Origin of the sequence: Streptomyces sp. NPDC058864, from assembly GCF_042742985.1 — a bacterium.
Classification (GTDB): Bacteria; Actinomycetota; Actinomycetes; order Streptomycetales; family Streptomycetaceae; genus Actinacidiphila.
In genome coordinates, this window is sequence record NZ_JBHYMQ010000091.1 from 1 (window position 1) to 16,920 (window position 16,920).

At 73.7% G+C, this 16,920-nt stretch carries 13 protein-coding genes; 2 read left to right on the forward strand and 11 right to left on the reverse strand.

The features are described 5' to 3' along the window. Positions 1-407: 407 nt before the first annotated feature. Positions 408-1,415 carry a stage II sporulation protein M gene (locus ACFW3D_RS38000; protein ID WP_500512518.1) on the reverse strand — a complete coding sequence of 336 codons (1,008 nt, stop codon included), beginning with the start codon at positions 1,413-1,415 and terminating at the stop codon, positions 408-410. Between the two features lie 94 nt (positions 1,416-1,509). Between ACFW3D_RS38000 and ACFW3D_RS38005 the strand changes: the two genes are divergently transcribed. Then, positions 1,510-2,529, forward strand: coding sequence for an RDD family protein (locus ACFW3D_RS38005; RefSeq protein WP_500512520.1), 1,020 nt, complete (start codon positions 1,510-1,512; stop codon positions 2,527-2,529). 24 nt (positions 2,530-2,553) lie between these two features. Here the strand turns inward: ACFW3D_RS38005 and ACFW3D_RS38010 are convergent, their stop codons facing one another. The 8 genes from ACFW3D_RS38010 to ACFW3D_RS38045 form a co-directional block, all read right to left on the reverse strand. After that, the gene (locus ACFW3D_RS38010; protein ID WP_500512522.1) at positions 2,554-3,177 is read right to left on the reverse strand and encodes a hypothetical protein; all 624 of its coding nucleotides are present in this window, start codon (positions 3,175-3,177) and stop codon (positions 2,554-2,556) included. A 129-nt stretch (positions 3,178-3,306) separates the two neighbouring features. Then, on the reverse strand, positions 3,307-4,758 hold the full coding sequence (ahcY, locus tag ACFW3D_RS38015; protein ID WP_500512524.1) for an adenosylhomocysteinase: 1,452 nt from the start codon (positions 4,756-4,758) through the stop codon (positions 3,307-3,309). A gap of 238 nt (positions 4,759-4,996) precedes the next feature. Then, complete coding sequence (locus ACFW3D_RS38020) at positions 4,997-5,941, reverse strand: cation diffusion facilitator family transporter (protein WP_500512526.1); 945 nt, start codon at positions 5,939-5,941, stop codon at positions 4,997-4,999. A 96-nt stretch (positions 5,942-6,037) separates the two neighbouring features. Further along, positions 6,038-7,246 carry a mannose-6-phosphate isomerase, class I gene (gene manA / locus ACFW3D_RS38025; protein WP_500512528.1) on the reverse strand — a complete coding sequence of 403 codons (1,209 nt, stop codon included), beginning with the start codon at positions 7,244-7,246 and terminating at the stop codon, positions 6,038-6,040. A gap of 4 nt (positions 7,247-7,250) precedes the next feature. Then, positions 7,251-8,402, reverse strand: coding sequence for an SIS domain-containing protein (locus ACFW3D_RS38030; RefSeq protein ID WP_500512530.1), 1,152 nt, complete (start codon positions 8,400-8,402; stop codon positions 7,251-7,253). A 133-nt stretch (positions 8,403-8,535) separates the two neighbouring features. Then, a complete protein-coding gene (locus ACFW3D_RS38035) occupies positions 8,536-8,715 on the reverse strand; it encodes a Trm112 family protein (protein WP_500512532.1) in 180 nt (59 codons plus the stop codon). 219 nt (positions 8,716-8,934) lie between these two features. Then, positions 8,935-10,293: a phosphomannomutase/phosphoglucomutase gene (locus ACFW3D_RS38040; protein WP_500512534.1), complete on the reverse strand. Its 1,359-nt coding sequence runs from the start codon at positions 10,291-10,293 to the stop codon at positions 8,935-8,937. 176 nt (positions 10,294-10,469) lie between these two features. After that, on the reverse strand, positions 10,470-10,841 hold the full coding sequence (locus tag ACFW3D_RS38045; protein WP_018559701.1) for a DUF3499 domain-containing protein: 372 nt from the start codon (positions 10,839-10,841) through the stop codon (positions 10,470-10,472). 350 nt (positions 10,842-11,191) lie between these two features. On the opposite strand from ACFW3D_RS38045, the gene ACFW3D_RS38050 reads away from it, so the two are divergent. After that, positions 11,192-11,644, forward strand: a complete 453-nt coding sequence (locus ACFW3D_RS38050) for a metallopeptidase family protein (protein ID WP_500512536.1) — start codon at positions 11,192-11,194, stop codon at positions 11,642-11,644. Positions 11,645-11,667: 23 nt separating this feature from the next. Here ACFW3D_RS38050 and ACFW3D_RS38055 read toward each other — a convergent pair whose 3' ends face one another. Further along, a complete protein-coding gene (locus tag ACFW3D_RS38055; protein ID WP_500512538.1) occupies positions 11,668-13,146 on the reverse strand; it encodes a DUF5719 family protein in 1,479 nt (492 codons plus the stop codon). After that, positions 13,143-16,895, reverse strand: coding sequence for a glycosyltransferase (locus ACFW3D_RS38060; protein WP_500512540.1), 3,753 nt, complete (start codon positions 16,893-16,895; stop codon positions 13,143-13,145). Before ACFW3D_RS38060 ends, ACFW3D_RS38055 begins: the two co-directional genes overlap by 4 nt. Between the last annotated feature and the right edge of the window lie 25 nt (positions 16,896-16,920).

The following is a 16,920-nucleotide window of genomic DNA, read 5'->3' on the forward strand; positions in this document are numbered from 1 at the left end:
GCCCCTCCGGGCTTTCCCTTCGTTGTCTCCAACCTTACCAGATCCGTTTCGCGTTTCCGCTCTTCGTTTCCGGCCCCCTATTGGAGCGGGGTTTTGTCTTCCGGCTTTCGCCTTTCGACGTCTCCGACTTTATCAGACTCTTTCGGGCCCGATTACCGCCGGGGTTTTGCCTCTATGAATAGCGACGCAAAAGGCCACTCAGAAAGTCATTTCTGAGAGGTGCGATGCGATCGATAATCTTTCGAAGCGGGCTAGATCCTAGCCGCCAGCCTCCGAACATGTCCAGTTCGTGGCAACTTCTCGAATCTACCTCCCCATGCCACCCGTGTCAACAGGTGTCTTGGGGCGAAGAGGAGACTAGCAGGTCAGACGGCCCCGATGCACATCGTCGGCGTCGGCCGTCCGGGTCATGCCGCGGTGGGCAGGACGTCGCTGCGGTCGGCCCGTTCCAGGTCGCCCGTCTCGCCCGCCAGGGCGGCACGGCGACCGACGACGAAGACGTAGACGAGGAACAGCAGCTCCGCGGTGATGCCGATGCCGATGCGGGCCCACGTGGGGAGGCCGGAGGGGGTCACGAAGGCTTCGAGGGCGCCGGAGACGAAGAGGACGGCGGCGAGGCCGATGGCCATGCCGATGGCGGCCCGGCCCTCTTCGGCCAGGGCCGTGCGGCGGGGGCGCGGGCCGGGGTCGATGACGGTCCAGCCGAGACGGAGCCCCGTGCCGGCGGCGACGAAGACCGCAGTCAGTTCGAGGAGGCCGTGCGGGAGGATCAGTCCGAGGAAGGTGTCGAGGCGGCCCGCGGAACCCATGAGCCCGAGTCCGAGTCCGAGGTTGAGCATGTTCTCGAAGAGGACGTAGAGGACGGGGAGCCCAAGGAAGACACCGAGGACCAGGCAGTATCCGGCCGCCATGGCGTTGTTCGTCCAGACCTGCGCCGCGAAGGAGGCGGCGGGGTGGCTGGAGTAGTAGGTCTCGTACTCGCCGCCCGGTCGGGTCAGGGCGCGCAGTTCGTCGGGGGCGGCGATGGCGGATTGGACCTCGGGGTGGGTGGCGACCCACCAGCCGATGAGCACGGCCACCGCGGCGGAGAGGAGCGCGGTGGGGACCCACCAGTGGCGTGCGCGGTACACCGCGGCGGGGAAGACGCGGGTGAAGAAGAGGACCGCGTCGCGCCAGCCGGGGGTGCGGGCGCCGGTGACGGCGCTGCGGGCGCGGGCGACGAGGGTGGTGAGGCGTCCGACGAGTGCGGGGTCGGGGGCGCTGGACTGGACGAGGGAGAGGTGGGTGGCGGCGCGCTGGTAGAGGGTGACGAGTTCGTCGGCTTCCTCCCCGGTGAGGCGCCGACGCCGGCGCAGCAGGGTGTCGAGCCGGTCCCACTCGTGGCGGTGGGCGGCTGCGAAGACGTCGAGGTCCATGGGCGCTGCTCCTGGCTGGCCGGGAGGTCCCAGCTTGGCAGACGGGGCAGACTGGGCGCTCCGGGTCCGGGGTGGGCAGGAGGAGGGTTCCCGTATGAGTGAGGCGAGCACGGCGGACGGCACCGGGCGTCTGGTGACGGGTGAGGCCGTCGAGTTGGGGTTGCACACGGCGAAGCTGCCGAGCCGGGCGCTGGCGGCGGCGCTGGACGGGGTCGTGTACATCGGCGGTTATCTGGTCGTCTCGATCGTGCTGTTGGTGGCTACGGCGTCGATGGACGAGGCGGCGGTCATGGCGGTGTCCGTGGCCACGCTGGTGCTGGTGCTGATCGGGGTGCCGATCGCGGTGGAGACTCTGACCCGGGGGCGGTCGCTGGGGAAGCTGGCCTGCGGGTTGCGCGTGGTGCGGGACGACGGCGGGCCGATCCGGTTCCGGCACGCGCTTGTGCGCGGGGCGGTCGGGGTGGTCGAGATCCAGATGTTCCTCGGGGTGATCGCGTGCATCGCCTCGCTGGTGTCGGCGCGCGGGCGGCGGATCGGGGACGTGTTCGCGGGGACGCTGGTGGTGCGGGAGCGGATTCCGGTGCCGCGGGCGGCGCGGCCTGTGCCGCCCGCGCCGCCTTGGCTTGCGGGGCAGTTGGCGGGAGTGGACCTGTCGGCGGTGCCGGAGGGGCTGTGGCTTGCGGTGCGGCAGTACCTGTCGCGGGTGCACCAGCTGGATCCGCAGGTGGGGTGGTCGATGGCGGAGCGGCTCGCGGGGGACGTGGTGGCGTGCACGGGGGCGGCGGTGCCGGAGGGGACGCCGCCGGCGGCGTTCCTGGCGGCGGTGGTCGCGGAGCGGCAGGTCCGGGACGCGCGTCGGGTGTTCGGCGGTCAGACCGACGGAACGGTGGCGCCGGGGCCTTTCGGGGGCGCGGAGCCGGGGAAGGGCCGGGCGGACGTGCCGCCGCCGGTGGGCTGGGCGACGCCGGGTGCGGAGGGCGGGGTGCGGGGGGACGAGGTGCCGCCGGTTCTCGGGGAGCGGGCTCCGCAGGCGCCGGTGCCTCCGGGGCCGTCCTCGTCCCGCTCCCCCTCCTCGTCCTCGTCCTCGTCGACGGGTTTCGCGCCTCCGGCCTGAGCGGCCGCCGCTGGGCGGGCGGCCTCAGTCCGTCGTGGGGAACCGGGACGGGGGTGACTCGAGGTCCTCGAGTTCGATGCCCGGGGCGGAGAGGACGACGTCGCCGGCGATGTGGACGATGTGCTGTTCACCGGTCTCCAGGTCGTTGACCTGGTATTCGTCCACGAGCAGGGGGTCGTTGTCAGTGGGGTGTGCTTCGCTCTTGATCAGTGCCCACGACTGGTCGAGGGTGCGGGGTGCGAGCACGGGGGGCTGGAATGCGACGACGCGTACGCGGGTGGCCGGGGAGCCGGGACGCAGGCGGAGCAGCCGCGCGGTGGCGATGTAGAACGCGGGTGACGCGCCGCTGAAGGCGTGCGCGGGGACGTTGCCCTCCTGAGCGTGTTCGCCGGAGGGGTCGGTGCGGACCCAGGTGAGGCCGTCGAGGGCGGCGCCGCGGACCTGCCAGCCCGCGGCGTGAAGTTCGAGGCGGATGGGGCGGCCGAGTTCGTCGATGGTGAGGTCGACGGAGCCGGCGTGGCCGCCGTCGGGGTGCGTGTCCTGGGCGGTGTAGCGCCAGCCGGTGGGGCCGGTGGCGCAGTGGAAGTGTTCTTCGCCGAGGGGGGTGTGGTCGTGGGTGTCGTGGAACGAGTAGCGGCCGCGGGGCATGGTTCGACCTTACAAAGCGGGCCGGGGCCCGACGGGGCAGGCCCCCGCCGGGGGCGGGGGCCTGCGGGGTGGCTCCTGAGGTGCCTGCGGGACCGGTGCCGCGCTGTCGCGCGGGCGGCCCGGGTGGCGTCAGTAGCGGTAGTGGTCCGGCTTGTAGGGGCCCTCGACCGGGACGCCGATGTAGGAGGCCTGCTCCGGGCGCAGGGTGGTGAGCTTGACGCCGAGGGCGTCGAGGTGGAGCCGGGCGACCTTCTCGTCCAGGTGCTTGGGGAGGACGTAGACGCCGATCGGGTACTCCTCGGGCTTGGTGAACAGCTCGATCTGGGCCAGGGTCTGGTCCGAGAAGGAGTTGGACATCACGAACGAGGGGTGGCCGGTGGCGTTGCCCAGGTTGAGCAGGCGGCCCTCGGACAGCACGATCAGGACCTTGCCGTCGGAGAAGGTCCAGGTGTGGACCTGGGGCTTGACCTCGTCCTTGACGATGCCGGGGATCTTGGCGAGGCCGGCCATGTCGATCTCGTTGTCGAAGTGGCCGATGTTGCCGACGATCGCCTGGTGCTTCATGCGCTGCATGTGCTCGGCGAGGATGATGTCGCGGTTGCCGGTGGTGGTGACGAAGATGTCGGCGGTCTCGACGACGTCCTCGAGCACGGTGACCTGGTAGCCGTCCATCGCCGCCTGGAGGGCGTTGATGGGGTCGATCTCGGTGACGATGACGCGGGCGCCCTGGCCGCGCAGGGACTCGGCGCAGCCCTTGCCGACGTCGCCGTAGCCGCAGACGACGGCGACCTTGCCGCCGATGAGGACGTCGGTGGCGCGGTTGATGCCGTCGATGAGGGAGTGGCGGCAGCCGTACTTGTTGTCGAACTTCGACTTGGTGACGGCGTCGTTGACGTTGATCGCCGGGAAGAGCAGGGTGCCGTCGCGCTGCATCTCGTACAGGCGGTGGACGCCGGTGGTGGTCTCCTCGGTGACGCCGCGGATCTCGGAGGAGAGCTGGGTCCACTTCTGGGGGTTCTCGCCGAGGGTGCGGTTGAGGAGCAGCAGGATCTGCTCGTACTCCTCGCTGTCGGCGGTGGAGGGGTCGGGGGCCTGGCCGGCCTTCTCGAACTCGACGCCCTTGTGGACGAGGAGGGTGGCGTCGCCACCGTCGTCGAGGATCATGTTCGGGCCGCCGGTGGGGGTGTCGGGCCAGGTGAGGGCCTGCTCCGTGCACCACCAGTACTCGGCGAGGGTCTCGCCCTTCCAGGCGAAGACGGGGATGCCCTGCGGGTTCTCGGGGGTGCCGTGGGGGCCGACGGCGATGGCCGCGGCGGCGTGGTCCTGCGTGGAGAAGATGTTGCAGGAGGCCCAGCGGACCTGGGCGCCGAGGGCGGCGAGGGTCTCGATGAGGACGGCGGTCTGCACGGTCATGTGCAGGGAGCCGGTGATGCGGGCGCCGGCCAGCGGCTGAGAGGCCGCGTACTCCTCGCGGATGGCCATGAGGCCGGGCATCTCGTGCTCGGCGAGGGTGATCTCCTTGCGGCCGAAGGCGGCCAGGGAGAGGTCGGCGACCTTGAAGTCGTTGGTGACGGGGGACATGCAGTCTCCTCGTGGGGTGCTTCCAGAACGGACATCGGCTTTCCGCTGCGGGGCGGGGGACGGCATGCGGACATACGTCTCCCTCGACCGCAGCTCAGCCCGTCGGAGGCCCTCTCTCCCTCGGCCGGTCCGAGTCCGGACCGCCCGACCGCCATCAGCAGCGACGTCTGGCTAGGGACGAATCTACACCGAGTGGCCGGGCGCGTCCGGAAGGTGCGCGGAGGTCGTGTGAAGCGGGTCAGTCCGCTTCGGGCGCGGCGGGGGCGGCCGGCTGCTCGCGGTAGACGTCCGGCTCGAGATAGATGACGCGGGCGATGGGCTCGGCCTCGCGGATGCGGGCCTCGGCGGCGTCGATGGCGCGGGCGACCTCGGTGGCGGTGTCGTCGAGGTCGACGGCGATCTTGGCGGCGACGAGGAGTTCGTCGGGGCCGAGGTGGAGGGTCCGCATGTGGATCACGCGGGTGACGCTGTCGCCGTCGACGATGGCCGCGCGGATGCGGGCGACGACCTCGGGGCCGGCCGCCTCGCCGAGGAGCAGCGACTTGGTCTCGGAGGCGAGGACGAGCGCGATGACGACGAGGAGGGCGCCGATGCAGAGGGTGCCGATGCCGTCCCAGATGCCGTCGCCGGTGAGCAGGGACAGGCCGACACCGATGAGGGCGAGCACGAGGCCGACGAGTGCGCCGAGGTCCTCGAGGAGGACGACGGGGAGCTCGGGGGCCTTGGCGGTGCGGATGAACTGGCTCCAGCTCTGCTTGCCGCGGAGCAGGTTGGACTCATTGATGGCGGTGCGGAAGGAGAAGCCCTCGGCGATGATCGCGAAGACCAGGACCCCGATGGGCCAGTACCAGTGCTCGATCTCGTGGGGGTGCTGGACCTTCTCGTAGCCCTCGTAGAGGGCGAAGACGCCACCGATGGTGAACAGCACGATGGAGACGAGGAATCCGTAGATGTACCGCTCACGGCCGTAGCCGAAGGGGTGTTCCTCGGTGGCCTTCTTCTGGGCCTTCTTGCCGCCGAGCAGGAGCAGCGCCTGGTTGCCCGAGTCGGCCACCGAGTGCACGCCCTCGGCGAGCATCGACGAGGAGCCGCTGAAGGCGAACGCCACGAACTTGCTCACCGCGATGGCGAGGTTGGCGCCCAATGCGGCGACGATCGCCTTGGTTCCGCCTGACGCGCTCATAGGTGCTGGTGGTCCCTTCCGTCGGCCCTGGTCTTTGCCCGGTCTTTAACTGCGTTACGGCGGGACATTCTTGCAGGCCGTGATTCGCCCGGTGCGTCAGGCCGCCACGGTGGCCCGGAAGACGGTTCCCTCGCCGGTGAGTTCGACCTGTTCGCCTGCGGGGACGTAGGCGGACTGGCCGCGGGCCAGGGTGAGTTCCGGGGCGGCCGGGTCGCCGGGCGTGCGCAGGGTGGCGGTGCCTTCGGTGCAGAGCAGGATCTGGGCGGTGCGGTCGTGCGGGGTGCGGGGGGCGGCGCCCGCGGCGAGGGAGTAGCGGGAGAGCCGGAACTCGTCGATGGGGGTGCCGTAGAGCTCCTCGCCGTCGGGGGACGCCTCGGGGCGCAGGACCCCGGCGTCGCCCGCCTGGAAGCGGACGATGCGCAGCAGTTCGGGGATGTCGACGTGCTTGGGGGTGAGGCCGCAGCGCAGGACGTTGTCGGAGTTGGCCATGATCTCGACGCCGAGGCCGGTGAGGTAGGCGTGGGGTATCCCGGCGCCGAGGAACAGCGCCTCGCCGGGCTGGAGGCGGACGTGGTTGAGGAGCATGGCGGCGATGACGCCGGGGTCGCCCGGGTAGGCGTGGGCGATGGCGGTGTAGGCGGCGTACGCGTCGGCGTGCGGTCCGCCCTCGGTGGCCAGGCGTCCGGCGGCCTCGGCGGCTTCGTCCACGGTGCCTGCCATGGCGTCGCGTTCGGCTCCGAGCACGGCGGTGAGGACCTCGCGGAGCGCGGCTTCCTCGGGGTGGGCGCGCAGGATGTCGGCGTACGGCTTGAGGGAGTCGACGCCGAGGCCGGTGAGGAGGGCCGCGGTCTCCTCGGGGTGGCGGAAGCCGCACAGCCCCTCGAAGGGGGTGAGCGCGACGATCATCTCCGGCTTGTGGTTGGCGTCCTTGTAGTTGCGGTGCGGGGCGTCCACGGGGATGCCGCGGGCCTCTTCGTCGGCGAAGCCGGCGGCGGCCTGGGTGAGGTCGGGGTGCACCTGCAGGGAGAGGGGGGAGCCGGCGGCGAGGAGCTTGAGCAGGAAGGGCAGCCGGGGGCCGAAGCGTTCGACGGCGGGGGCACCGAGTTCGCCGCCGGGGTCGGCCGCGATGACCTGGTCGAGCGGGACCGGACCGTTGCCGCGGTCGATGCGGGAGGGCGCGCCGGGGTGGGCGCCCATCCAGAGTTCGGCCTGCGGCTCGCCCGTGGGGGTGGTGCCGAGCAGTTCGGGGATGGCGGTGGCCGATCCCCAGGCGTACGGGCGGATGGTGTTGGTCAGGCGGTCCATGCGGTCATGATCTCCCGGTGGAGGTGATGGCGAGGTAAACGGAGGCGAAATCCGTGACGGCGAGGAGTTCGACGGCGGATTCCAGGTCGCCCCCCTCGGCGGGGGCGAGCTCGCTCATCGGGGTGTCGTGGGTCGTGGCGAGTTCGCGGGCCAGAGGGGCGGAGCTCGCGGCGCCGTTGCCGGGGCGGTGCAGGAGCACGACGCGCAGCCGCAGGTCCTCGGGCTCGTCGACGCGGTCGCGGAAGAAGTCCTCGGGGTCGAGGGCGCCGGCCAGGGAGCCGGCGAGCAGCGCGCCGTGGGTGTCGAGCGCCTCGGGGAGTTCGCCGTGCAGGGCGGGGCGGCCGGCGCGGGCGGCGATGGCCGCGGCGAAGCGCCGGGCGGCGACGGAGGCGACCGGCCCGTCGCTCCACATCACCGGCAGGGATTCTGCGAGTTCGGAGGCGAGCGCCTTGGCGGGGTTGCTGTAGGTGGCGGTTGCGGGGCCGCAGCGGCCGGCGACGTCGTCGAGGCGGTCGGCGACGCGCTCGATGGCGTCCGGCGGGGCGGCGAGCAGGCCGATGCGGTCGCCGAGGGCGAGCAGCGGGGTGAGCAGGGCCCAGAAGGCGCCGAGGTCCTCGGCGGGGTCGGCGGCCTCTCCCAGGACGCCCGCGACGGATGCCGGGTCGGGCGCGGGGGCGTACGGCAGGACCATGCCCCGCACCTGCTGGATCGCCTCGGCGATGGGTGAGGCGGCGGGGACGACGGCGGCGGCGGTGCAGCCGCGGCGGTAGGCCTGCTCGATGAGGTCGGCGAGGCCGGCCTCGGTGCCCGCGGGGCTGGCGATGAGCAGCAGGTCCATGGGGCCGGCCCAGCCGGGGAGGGTCCACCGCAGGTCGTACGGGGCGGGCCCGGTGGGGTGCAGGGACAGCACGGGCCCGCTGCCGTTGCCGAGGGCGGCCAGCAGTTCGGCGACGGCGGCGACGGCGACCGCGCCGGGGCCGGCGACGAGGACGCTGCGGGGGCGGCCGTCGGGCTTGAGTTCGCCGACGCCTGCCTCGTGGGCGAGGCGGGCGGCGGTGCGGACGCGGGCGCCGGCCGCGGCGACGCCGAGGAGGAGGCCGCGGGTGTCGGCGCGGGCGAGGGCGTCGGGGTCGTCGAGCAGCGTCTCGTCCAGCATCGGGGGTGACCTCCGGTCCGGTCCGGTTGTGTCGGGAGTCAGGGGGCGCCGCGCGGTGCAGGTGCCCTGCCGTGCGGGCGGTGCGCGCCGGGGGCTGCGGTGCGGACGCGCGGTGCCGGGCGGCCGGGACGCGTCACGCGGGGCGGCGGGCCTCGTCGACGAGGAGGACGGGGATGTCGTCGCGCACGGGGTAGGCCAGGCCGCAGTCGGCGGAGGTGCAGATGAGCTCGGTGGCCTCGACGTCCTCGCGCAGCGGTGCGTGGCAGGCGGGGCAGGCGAGGATCTCCAGGAGGCTGGCTTCGACGAGCGGCATGGGTGGCGTCTCCCCTGTGGTCGTGGTGTCGTCGTGGTTTCCGGATGTCCGCCGTGTGCGGGCGTACACGTCCGGACCGGCGGATTCAGCCTATCGCCGGGGGCTCCGGCCCGCGTGACCGTGTCGGGTGCCGCGGCTTGCGCCGGAGGGAGCGGTACGTGCGGTGCCCCCTCCGGCGGGGCGGTGGTCAGGCGGGGCGCTCGTCAGGCGGGGCGGTCGTCAGGCGCGGACGACGGCGAGGACCTCGTCGCGGACGCGGGCCATGAGTTCGGCGTCGCGGGCCTCGACGTTGAGGCGCAGCAGCGGCTCGGTGTTGGAGGGGCGGAGGTTGAACCACCAGCCGTCGCCGGTGACCGTGAGGCCGTCGAGCTCGTCGGTCGCGGTGCCCGGCCGGCCGGCGTAGGCCGCGCGGACCGCGGCGGTGCGGCCGGCCTGGTCGTCGACGGCGGTGTTGATCTCGCCGGAGGCGGCGTAGCGGTCGTACTCGGCCACGAGCGCGGAGAGCGTGCCGTCCTGGCCGCCGAGGGCGGCGAGGACGTGGAGCGCGGCGAGCATGCCGGTGTCGGCGTTCCAGAAGTCGCGGAAGTAGTAGTGCGCGGAGTGCTCGCCGCCGAAGACGGCGCCGGTGCGGGCCATCTCCTGCTTGATGAAGGAGTGGCCGACGCGGGTGCGGACGGGCGTCCCGCCGTGCTCCTTGACGACCTCGGGCACGGTCCACGAGGTGATCAGGTTGTGGATGACGGTGGAGCCGGGGTGCTTGGCCAGTTCGCGGGCGGCGACCAGGGCGGTGATCGCGGACGGGGAGACGGGCTCGCCGCGCTCGTCGACGACGAAGCAGCGGTCGGCGTCGCCGTCGAAGGCGATGCCGATGTCGGCGCCGGTCTCGCGCACCTTCTGCTGCAGGTCGACGATGTTCTTCGGGTCGAGCGGGTTGGCCTCGTGGTTGGGGAAGGTGCCGTCGAGCTCGAAGTACATCGGGACGAGGTCGAGGGGCAGACCGTCGAAGACGGTGGGGACGGTGTGCCCGCCCATGCCGTTGCCGGCGTCGACGACGACCTTGAGGTGCCGGATGGAGCCGAGGTCGACCAGGGTGCGCAGGTGGGCGGCGTAGTCGGCGAGCATGTCCCGCCCGGTGACCTCGCCGGGGGTGGCTTCGCTCGCCGGGAGGCCGGTCTCGGACCACTGCTCGACGAGCTCGCGGATCTCGGTGAGCCCGGTGTCCTGGCCGACGGGGGCGGCGCCGGCGCGGCACATCTTGATGCCGTTGTACTGCGCGGGGTTGTGGCTGGCGGTGAACATCGCGCCGGGCAGGTCGAGTTTGCCGCTGGCGAAGTACAGCTGGTCGGTGGAGCAGAGGCCGATCTCGGTGACCTTCGCGCCGCGCGAGGCCGCGCCGCGGGCGAAGGCCCGGGACAGGCCGGGCGAGGAGGGCCGCATGTCGTGCCCCGTCACGATCGCGTCGGCGCCGGTCACGGTCACGAAGGCCGCGCCGAAGAGCTCGGCGAGCGGCTCGCCCCATTGGTCGGGGACGACTCCGCGGACGTCGTACGCCTTCACGAGCTGGGAGAGGTCGGTCACCGCATGTGCTCCGCTCTGGATTCCGGTTGCCGGTGGATGGATCGTGGCAAGAGCCAACCTACCGGGCGGATCCGAACGGGCCGATGAGGAGCCCGGGTGCGTGCACGGACCCGGGGCGGGGTATGGCGGCGGCGGGAGGGAGCCGGGCCGGACCGGGTCGAGCCCGGTCGAGCCGGTCAGGAGTCGGGCGAGCGCAGGACGCGCAGGTGCCCGCGCCGGGCGATCTCCATGGGGTCGCCGCCGCGGCCGTTGGTGCCGTTGCCCTCGCGTTCCTGGGGGCGGGCGGCCTCGCGCACGGCGTTGGCGAGCGCTTCGAGGTCGTCGCCGCTGGGGCGGGTGGGGCCGGTGTCCGTGGCGAGCCGTACGACCTCCCAGCCGCGGGGGGCGGTGAGGCGCTCGGAGTGCTCGGAGCACAGGTCGTAGCAGTGGGGTTCCGCGTAGGTGGCGAGCGGTCCGAGGACGGCGGTGGAGTCCGCGTAGACGTACGTCAGCGTCGCGACGGCGGGACGGCCACACGCGGTGCGCGAACAGCGACGTACAAGGCTCACGACGTTGGACGGTACCGCACTCTTGAGCGGGCCGCGACGACTCCCCGGGAGCTCACCCCGTCGTGTCGTCCGGGTTGGCCGGGAAGGTCCGACCTGCGGTCAACGCACGTGACCTGCAAAGGGCCGGAAATGTACGGGCGCACCTCCGGAAGCACCGATCACCAAACGTCCCAAATGATGCCAAGAGCGATCGGCGAAGCGGTCAGGGCAGGGGAATCGCACGGACGCAGGGGGTGGGCGACCGTACATTCTGCGACATCGCCGGGGATGTCCGGTCCTCGTCCCCCGTGGTGGTGGCAGCGGTCACGGAGCCGCATAACGGGGGCTCCCGACGGCTACTCTCAGAGGTGATGGACACCCCTTCGCCCGCACCGCGCCAGCGCCACCGCGACCGACACGGCCGCGGCATGCGCGGCCCCATCGCGCCCCCGCAGGTGCCGCTGGCGCGCACCCGCGCCGACGCCTTCGACGACCTGGTGCGCGACGCGGCGGACCGGCTGGAGCGGCGCTGGCCGCAGCTGGCGGAGGTGGAGTTCGCGGTGCAGGAGGTGCCCTGGCCGGTGGACGGTGCCGACGGCGCCGCCGCCGACGGCCGGTTCGACGACGGGGTGCCGCTGGGGCGCCTGGTCGGCGGGCAGAAGGGCAACCCGCACCGCATCGTGGTGTACCGGCGGCCGGTGGAGATCCGGGCCAAGAGCCGCGAGGAGCGGGCCCTGCTGGTGCACGACGTGGTGGTGGAGCAGGTGGCCGAGCTGCTGGGGCTGTCGCCGGAGAACGTCGACCCCCGGTACGGGGAGGGTTAGCCCCCCGCACCGGAGCACGGCCGTCAGCGGTTCAGGATCGACAGGTCCTCTTCGGACTCCGGGACGGCGACCAGGCCGCGGTCGTCCGGCATCGCCTGGATGGTGAACATCGGGACGCCGCCCTCCGGCAGCGCGAGCATCCGCGAGGCGTAGACGGGGCCGCCCGAGGCGGGCTGCACCGTGACGGCGTAGGCGCCCTTGCCCGAGGGGGCGGGGGGCTCGAGGACGACCGTCGTGCCGCGCTTGACCGGGACGTCCTTGGTGACGGGCTCGCCGCCCTTCGTCGTGGCGGAGGTGACGACCCGCACGGTGGCGTCGCCCTCCGGCGCGGTGAGGGCGAGCGTCGAGCCCTTGGCGCGGTTGTCGGCGGCGCTGGCGCGGTCGCCGACGGGGGCGGTGGCGGGCAGGAAGGCGGTCTCCTGGTCGCCCCCCTTGCCGCGGGTGATCCGCAGGGCCGCGACCACGGGGGCGTCGTCGGAGGGGTCGGTCGGGCTCAGGACGAGCGAGCCGGCCTCGCCCTTGGTGACGTCGCCGAGGTCGACGGCGGTGGTCATGCCGCTCTTGACGTGGACGGTCTCGTGCCCGGCCGGGGTGATCTCACCGCCCGAGGAGGCGAGCCGCAGCTTGAGGTCGGCGTCGCTGTCGCCGGTCGCGAAGAGCACCAGGCGCACGGCGGAGGCGTCGCCGGGGATGCCGGGCATGACGGCTCCGGCGGCGGGGTCGGTGGAGGCGGGCAGCCAGTCGGCGCCGGCCTTGGCGTCCTGGGCCTCCACGGTGGCGCCGACGCGGCCGCTGCGGGCGCTGACGTGCAGGGTGAGGGCGTCGGACTTCTCCGTGGTGAGCGTGGAGAGCAGGACGGGGACCGTCGCGCCCGGCGGCACCGTGATGCCGTCGGTGGTGGTGGTCTTGACCTCGCCCTTGTCGCCGTAGAGCCGGAGGTCGATGACGGCGGAGGTGTCGTCCGGGTTGGTCAGGTGGACGTAGTCCTGCCGGTCCGCGCCGGTGCTGACCCCGGGGAACCAGAACTCGCTGTCCGGGACCGTGCAGGAGGTGCCGAGCACCGCCCGGGCGGGGCCCGCGTCGACGACCGTGGTCTGCTGCACGGTCCAGCCGGGGGCGAGCGCCCCGTCGGCCGTGCCGATGAGCGCGGGGGCGTCGGTGGCCTCGGTGACCGCGGTGACCGGCGTGCCGGCCGCCTTCAGGGGCGCGACCGGCTTGCGCTTGGCCGGGGCCTTGCCGTCCTGGGCGGCGGCGGCCAGCAGGGCCGCGGTGCCGCCCGAGCCGGCCGAGTCGCCCTTGGGCGTGAAGGCGGTGTACGTGGTCGAGGCGAAGTCCGAGTCCGACGGCGCCGGGCAGGCCAGCGTGGACCGCTCGACGGGCAGCCGCGCCGCGCTCACGGCGGGTGCCGCGTCCGGGGTGCCCGCGCCGGTGACGGTCGCGACGCCGGCCACCGCGGCCAGGGCTGCGGTGACTCCGATCAGGGAGAGGGTGCTGCGGTTCACTGCTGGTTGCTCCCGTCGCGGCGGTAGCCGTCCGTGTCGTACGCGTCCGTGTCGTAGGTGCCGTACGGGGCGTACGAGGCGTCGTAGCCCTGCGGCTGCTGGGGCTGCTGCTCGTAGCCCTGCCGGTCGTAGCCGGGCTGCTGGGACTGCTGCCCGTAGCCGTACGGGTCGTAGACCTGCTCCTGCTCCTGGGGGTGGGCGGGCTGGGCGGGCTGCTCGTAGCCGTAGCTGCTCTGGTACTCCGCGGCCCACTGCTCCTGGCCGTACGGGTCGTCCTGCTGGGGGGCGGCGGCGTACGGGTCGTACTCGGCGTACTGCGCGTACTCGGCCTGCTCGTGGTGGGCGGGCTCGGCGGCCCGGGGCTCGGAGTCGCCGTCCGGCTCCCCCTCGCCCTCGGCCTCGGCGGCGGCGCGCAGCCGGCGGGCGCGGCGGCCGTCGCCGCCCTGCTCCGGGATGCCGGCGGCCGCGGCGGCGGACACGGGCACGGCCTCCGCGTCGGGCAGGTCGTCGTCGACCTCCCGGCGCCGGCCCGGCAGGGCCATGACGACGAGCACCAGGCCGAGGAAGCCCTGGACCCACAGCCACACGGTGTGCGTGAACGGGTCGTCGTAGACGAGGTCGAGCCGGCCGCCGCTGCTGGGGAGCCGGAAGCCCTGGGCCCAGCCGTCGACGGTGGTGGCGGTGAGCTCCTTGCCGTCGAGGGTGGCCGTCCACCCGGGTGCGGCGAGGTCGGCGACGCGCAGTACGCGGCCGTCCGCGCCGGCCGGGATGGTGGTGTGGGCCTCGACCTTGCCGGAGGCGACGGTCACGGTGCCGGCGGGGGTGTCCTCGCCGGAGCCGCCCTCGTCACCGCCGGAGGGCTCGACGATCGTGATGCGGGCGACGTCGTCGTCCACCCGCCACAGGGCGCTGCCGTCGGCCTGGCTGAGCCGGGACAGGCCCGGGGTGCTGTCGAGGGTGCGGCTCACCTCGCGCGGGGCGCCGCTCTGGACGAGTACGTAGCGCACGGCGTAGCCGCCGAGCTGGCTGGCCTGGTCGGCGCCGGAGCCCGCCACGAGGTTGCCGACGATCTTGGCGAGCCGGGCGTCGCCACCGTCCGCGGCGGCGATCTCGGCGTCGCCGAGGCGGGCACCGGAGCCCCGGACGAGGGCGTACGAGACGTGGGCGGGCGTGCCCGACAGCACGAGGGTGCGGGCCTGGTCGCGGGTGGTGCTCTCCTCGGCGACGAAGGCGGGCACCTGGGTCGGGTCGCGACGCTCCAGCGGGCCGTCGGCGCCGCCGGCCATCCAGCCGACGGCGGCGGCCAGCGGGGCGAGCACGGCGGCCAGGGCGACGAGCGCGGCCACGGGCTGGCGCCAGCCGAAGCCGGAGGCGGCGAGCCGCTCCTTGGCGCCCTCGGCGCCGACCGCGGCGGCGGCGATCAGGGCGAAGCCGTAGACGAGGGTGGCGGGGCCGGCCCAGGCGGTGGTGTTGGCGAGGACCGCGAAGACCAGGCCGGTCAGGGCGCCCACCCAGGCGGTGACGATGGCCGAGCGGCGCTCGGCGCGCACCAGTGCGGCCAGCGCGGCCAGGACGATGCCCGCGAGCAGGAGGCCGCCGGCGGCGCCGGGGCCGCCGGGGTTGATCAGGAGGAGGTCGGTGGCGGTGGCCGACTTGGCGCCGAACGGCAGACCCGCCTCGTCAAGGAAGCGCCGGGGGTGCGTGAGCAGCCCGAGCGACCAGGGTGCGAGCACCACCATGGGGGCACCGAGGACGGCCACGGCCCGCATGGCCAGCGGGACCAGGAGCCGGCCCTGCCCGCGCACGATGCGCGTGGCGATGGCGACGCCGACGAGCACCAGGGCGATCAGCCAGGTGATCGGGGTGAACGCGGTGGTGATCGTCAGCAGCAGCGCCACCGCCCAGGCGGCGCGCCACCCGGGCCGCAGGCCGCGCTCGACGCCGTCGGCGGAGATCCGCAGGCCCGCGGCGGAGACGGCGGCGCGGGCCATGAGGGGCAGCAGGATGGCCAGGACGGCGGTGCCGAGCCGGCCGCCGGCGAGGGCGCCGGTGGCGGCGGGCAGGAAGGCGTACGCGACGGCGCCCCAGGCGCGCAGCAGCCGGGAGTCGACCAGCGGCCGCGACACGAAGTAGGCGCTGAGGCCCGCGAGCGGCACCGAGGCGACCAGGAGGACGGTCAGGGCGAGGCCGGAGCTGCCGAGCAGGATGCTCGACAGGGTGGCCACGATCGCCAGGTACGGCGGCGCGGTCTCGGTGCTGCCGGCGCCGAGGGAGTGCCAGCCGCCGAGGTAGGAGCCCCACAGGTCGGAGGCGTCGGCGGCGGCGGGCAGCAGCGCGCCGCCGGACAGGGCACCGCCGCCGAGGAGTGCGCGGCAGGCGATGAGGGAGAAGAGCAGCAGGACGGCGAAGAGCATCGGGGCGGGCTGCCGGGCGATGCGCTTGAGCAGCGCGAACTGCTCGACGTCCATGTACTCGCCGTCGTCGTCGCCACCGCTGGGCCCGGACTCCAGCCCGCCGCCGTGGCGTCCGGCGGAGGAGGCGTCGGCGGCCGCGCGGCCGGAGACGTTGCTGACGACCTGCTCGACGGTGGCCCGTACGGTCGCGCCGGGCGGCGGGAAGAGCGACCGCAGTTCGGAGGGCGGGACGACGGCCCGGGAGCGCCGCCGGCGGGCGCCGAGCAGGCGGCCGGGGCGCAGCAGGACCGACAGCAGACCGGTGATCTCGTCGACGGCCTGTCCGGGGACCTTGCCGACGAGGTACGCGAGGGTGCGCAGCACGGTGCCGAGCACGACGCGCGCGAAGACGTACGGGAGCAGGGCGCCGCGGGTGTTGGCCAGCAGCGTGTAGACGGCGCCCGCCTTGTCGACGCGGTGCGGGTTGACGGCGGAGCGGCCGGCGCAGTCGACGGGGCGGCGCTCGCGGGAGGCCGCCTCGGCGTGCCGCAGGACGGCGTCGGGGGCGACCAGGACGGTGTGGCCGGCGGACTGGGCGCGCCAGCAGAAGTCGACGTCGTCGCGCATGAGGGGCAGCCGGCGGTCGAACCCGCCGAGGTCCTCCCACACGTCGCGGCGCACCAGCATGCCCGCGCTGGAGACCGACAGCACCTGGCGGACCTGGTCGTGCTGGCCCTGGTCCTGCTCGCGGCGCTCCAGGCCGGTCCAGCGGCGGCCGCTGCGGGCGATGGAGACGCCGACCTCCAGCAGCTGGCGACGGTCGTACCAGCTGCGCAGCTTGGGGCCGATGATCGCGGCGGAGGGCGAGGAGTCGGCGACCCTCAGCAGGTTGAGGAGGGCGTCCGGGGCGGGCTCGCAGTCGTCGTGCAGGAGCCACAGCCACTGCACCGGTTCGCCGTGCGGCTCGTCCGGCTCGTCGTAGGCGTCGTCGTTCCAGGTGCGGGTGACCGGGTCCCAGCTGCTGCGCCGCGCCAGGTAGGGCAGTTGCTCCGCGGTGAGGGGCTCGGCCGCGCGCACGCACTCGTCGACGGCGGCGCCGAAGCCGTTGCGCCGGGCGAGGTGGAGGACGCGGTGGTCGCCGAGGCTCTCGGCGAGCAGGCGGGCGGAGTCGTCGGCGCTGCCGGTGTCGGCGGCGATGACGTCCTGGACCGGGCGGTCCTGGGAGACCAGACCCGAGAGCGCGTTGGGCAGCCAGCGGGCACCGTCGTGGGAGACGAGCACGGCGGTGACGACGTGGCGCGGGAACTCCGGTGCCTGGGCGGCGTATTGAGTCCCGGCAGAACTGTTCACGGACATCGAGGTTCGGGCCCCGGTTCGCTGG

Excerpts from the sequence above, each read along its gene's own strand:
- ACFW3D_RS38020 (WP_500512526.1), bottom strand. The coding sequence starts at position 5,941 with ATGAGCGCGTCAGGCGGAACCAAGGCGATCGTCGCCGCATTGGGCGCC.
- ACFW3D_RS38050 (WP_500512536.1), top strand. The coding sequence starts at position 11,192 with ATGGACACCCCTTCGCCCGCACCGCGCCAGCGCCACCGCGACCGACAC.
- ACFW3D_RS38060 (WP_500512540.1), bottom strand. The coding sequence starts at position 16,895 with ATGTCCGTGAACAGTTCTGCCGGGACTCAATACGCCGCCCAGGCACCG.
- ACFW3D_RS38000 (WP_500512518.1), bottom strand. The coding sequence starts at position 1,415 with ATGGACCTCGACGTCTTCGCAGCCGCCCACCGCCACGAGTGGGACCGG.
- ACFW3D_RS38030 (WP_500512530.1), bottom strand. The coding sequence starts at position 8,402 with ATGCTGGACGAGACGCTGCTCGACGACCCCGACGCCCTCGCCCGCGCC.
- ACFW3D_RS38035 (WP_500512532.1), bottom strand. The coding sequence starts at position 8,715 with ATGCCGCTCGTCGAAGCCAGCCTCCTGGAGATCCTCGCCTGCCCCGCC.
- manA (WP_500512528.1), bottom strand. The coding sequence starts at position 7,246 with ATGGACCGCCTGACCAACACCATCCGCCCGTACGCCTGGGGATCGGCC.
- ACFW3D_RS38010 (WP_500512522.1), bottom strand. The coding sequence starts at position 3,177 with ATGCCCCGCGGCCGCTACTCGTTCCACGACACCCACGACCACACCCCC.
- ahcY (WP_500512524.1), bottom strand. The coding sequence starts at position 4,758 with ATGTCCCCCGTCACCAACGACTTCAAGGTCGCCGACCTCTCCCTGGCC.
- ACFW3D_RS38005 (WP_500512520.1), top strand. The coding sequence starts at position 1,510 with ATGAGTGAGGCGAGCACGGCGGACGGCACCGGGCGTCTGGTGACGGGT.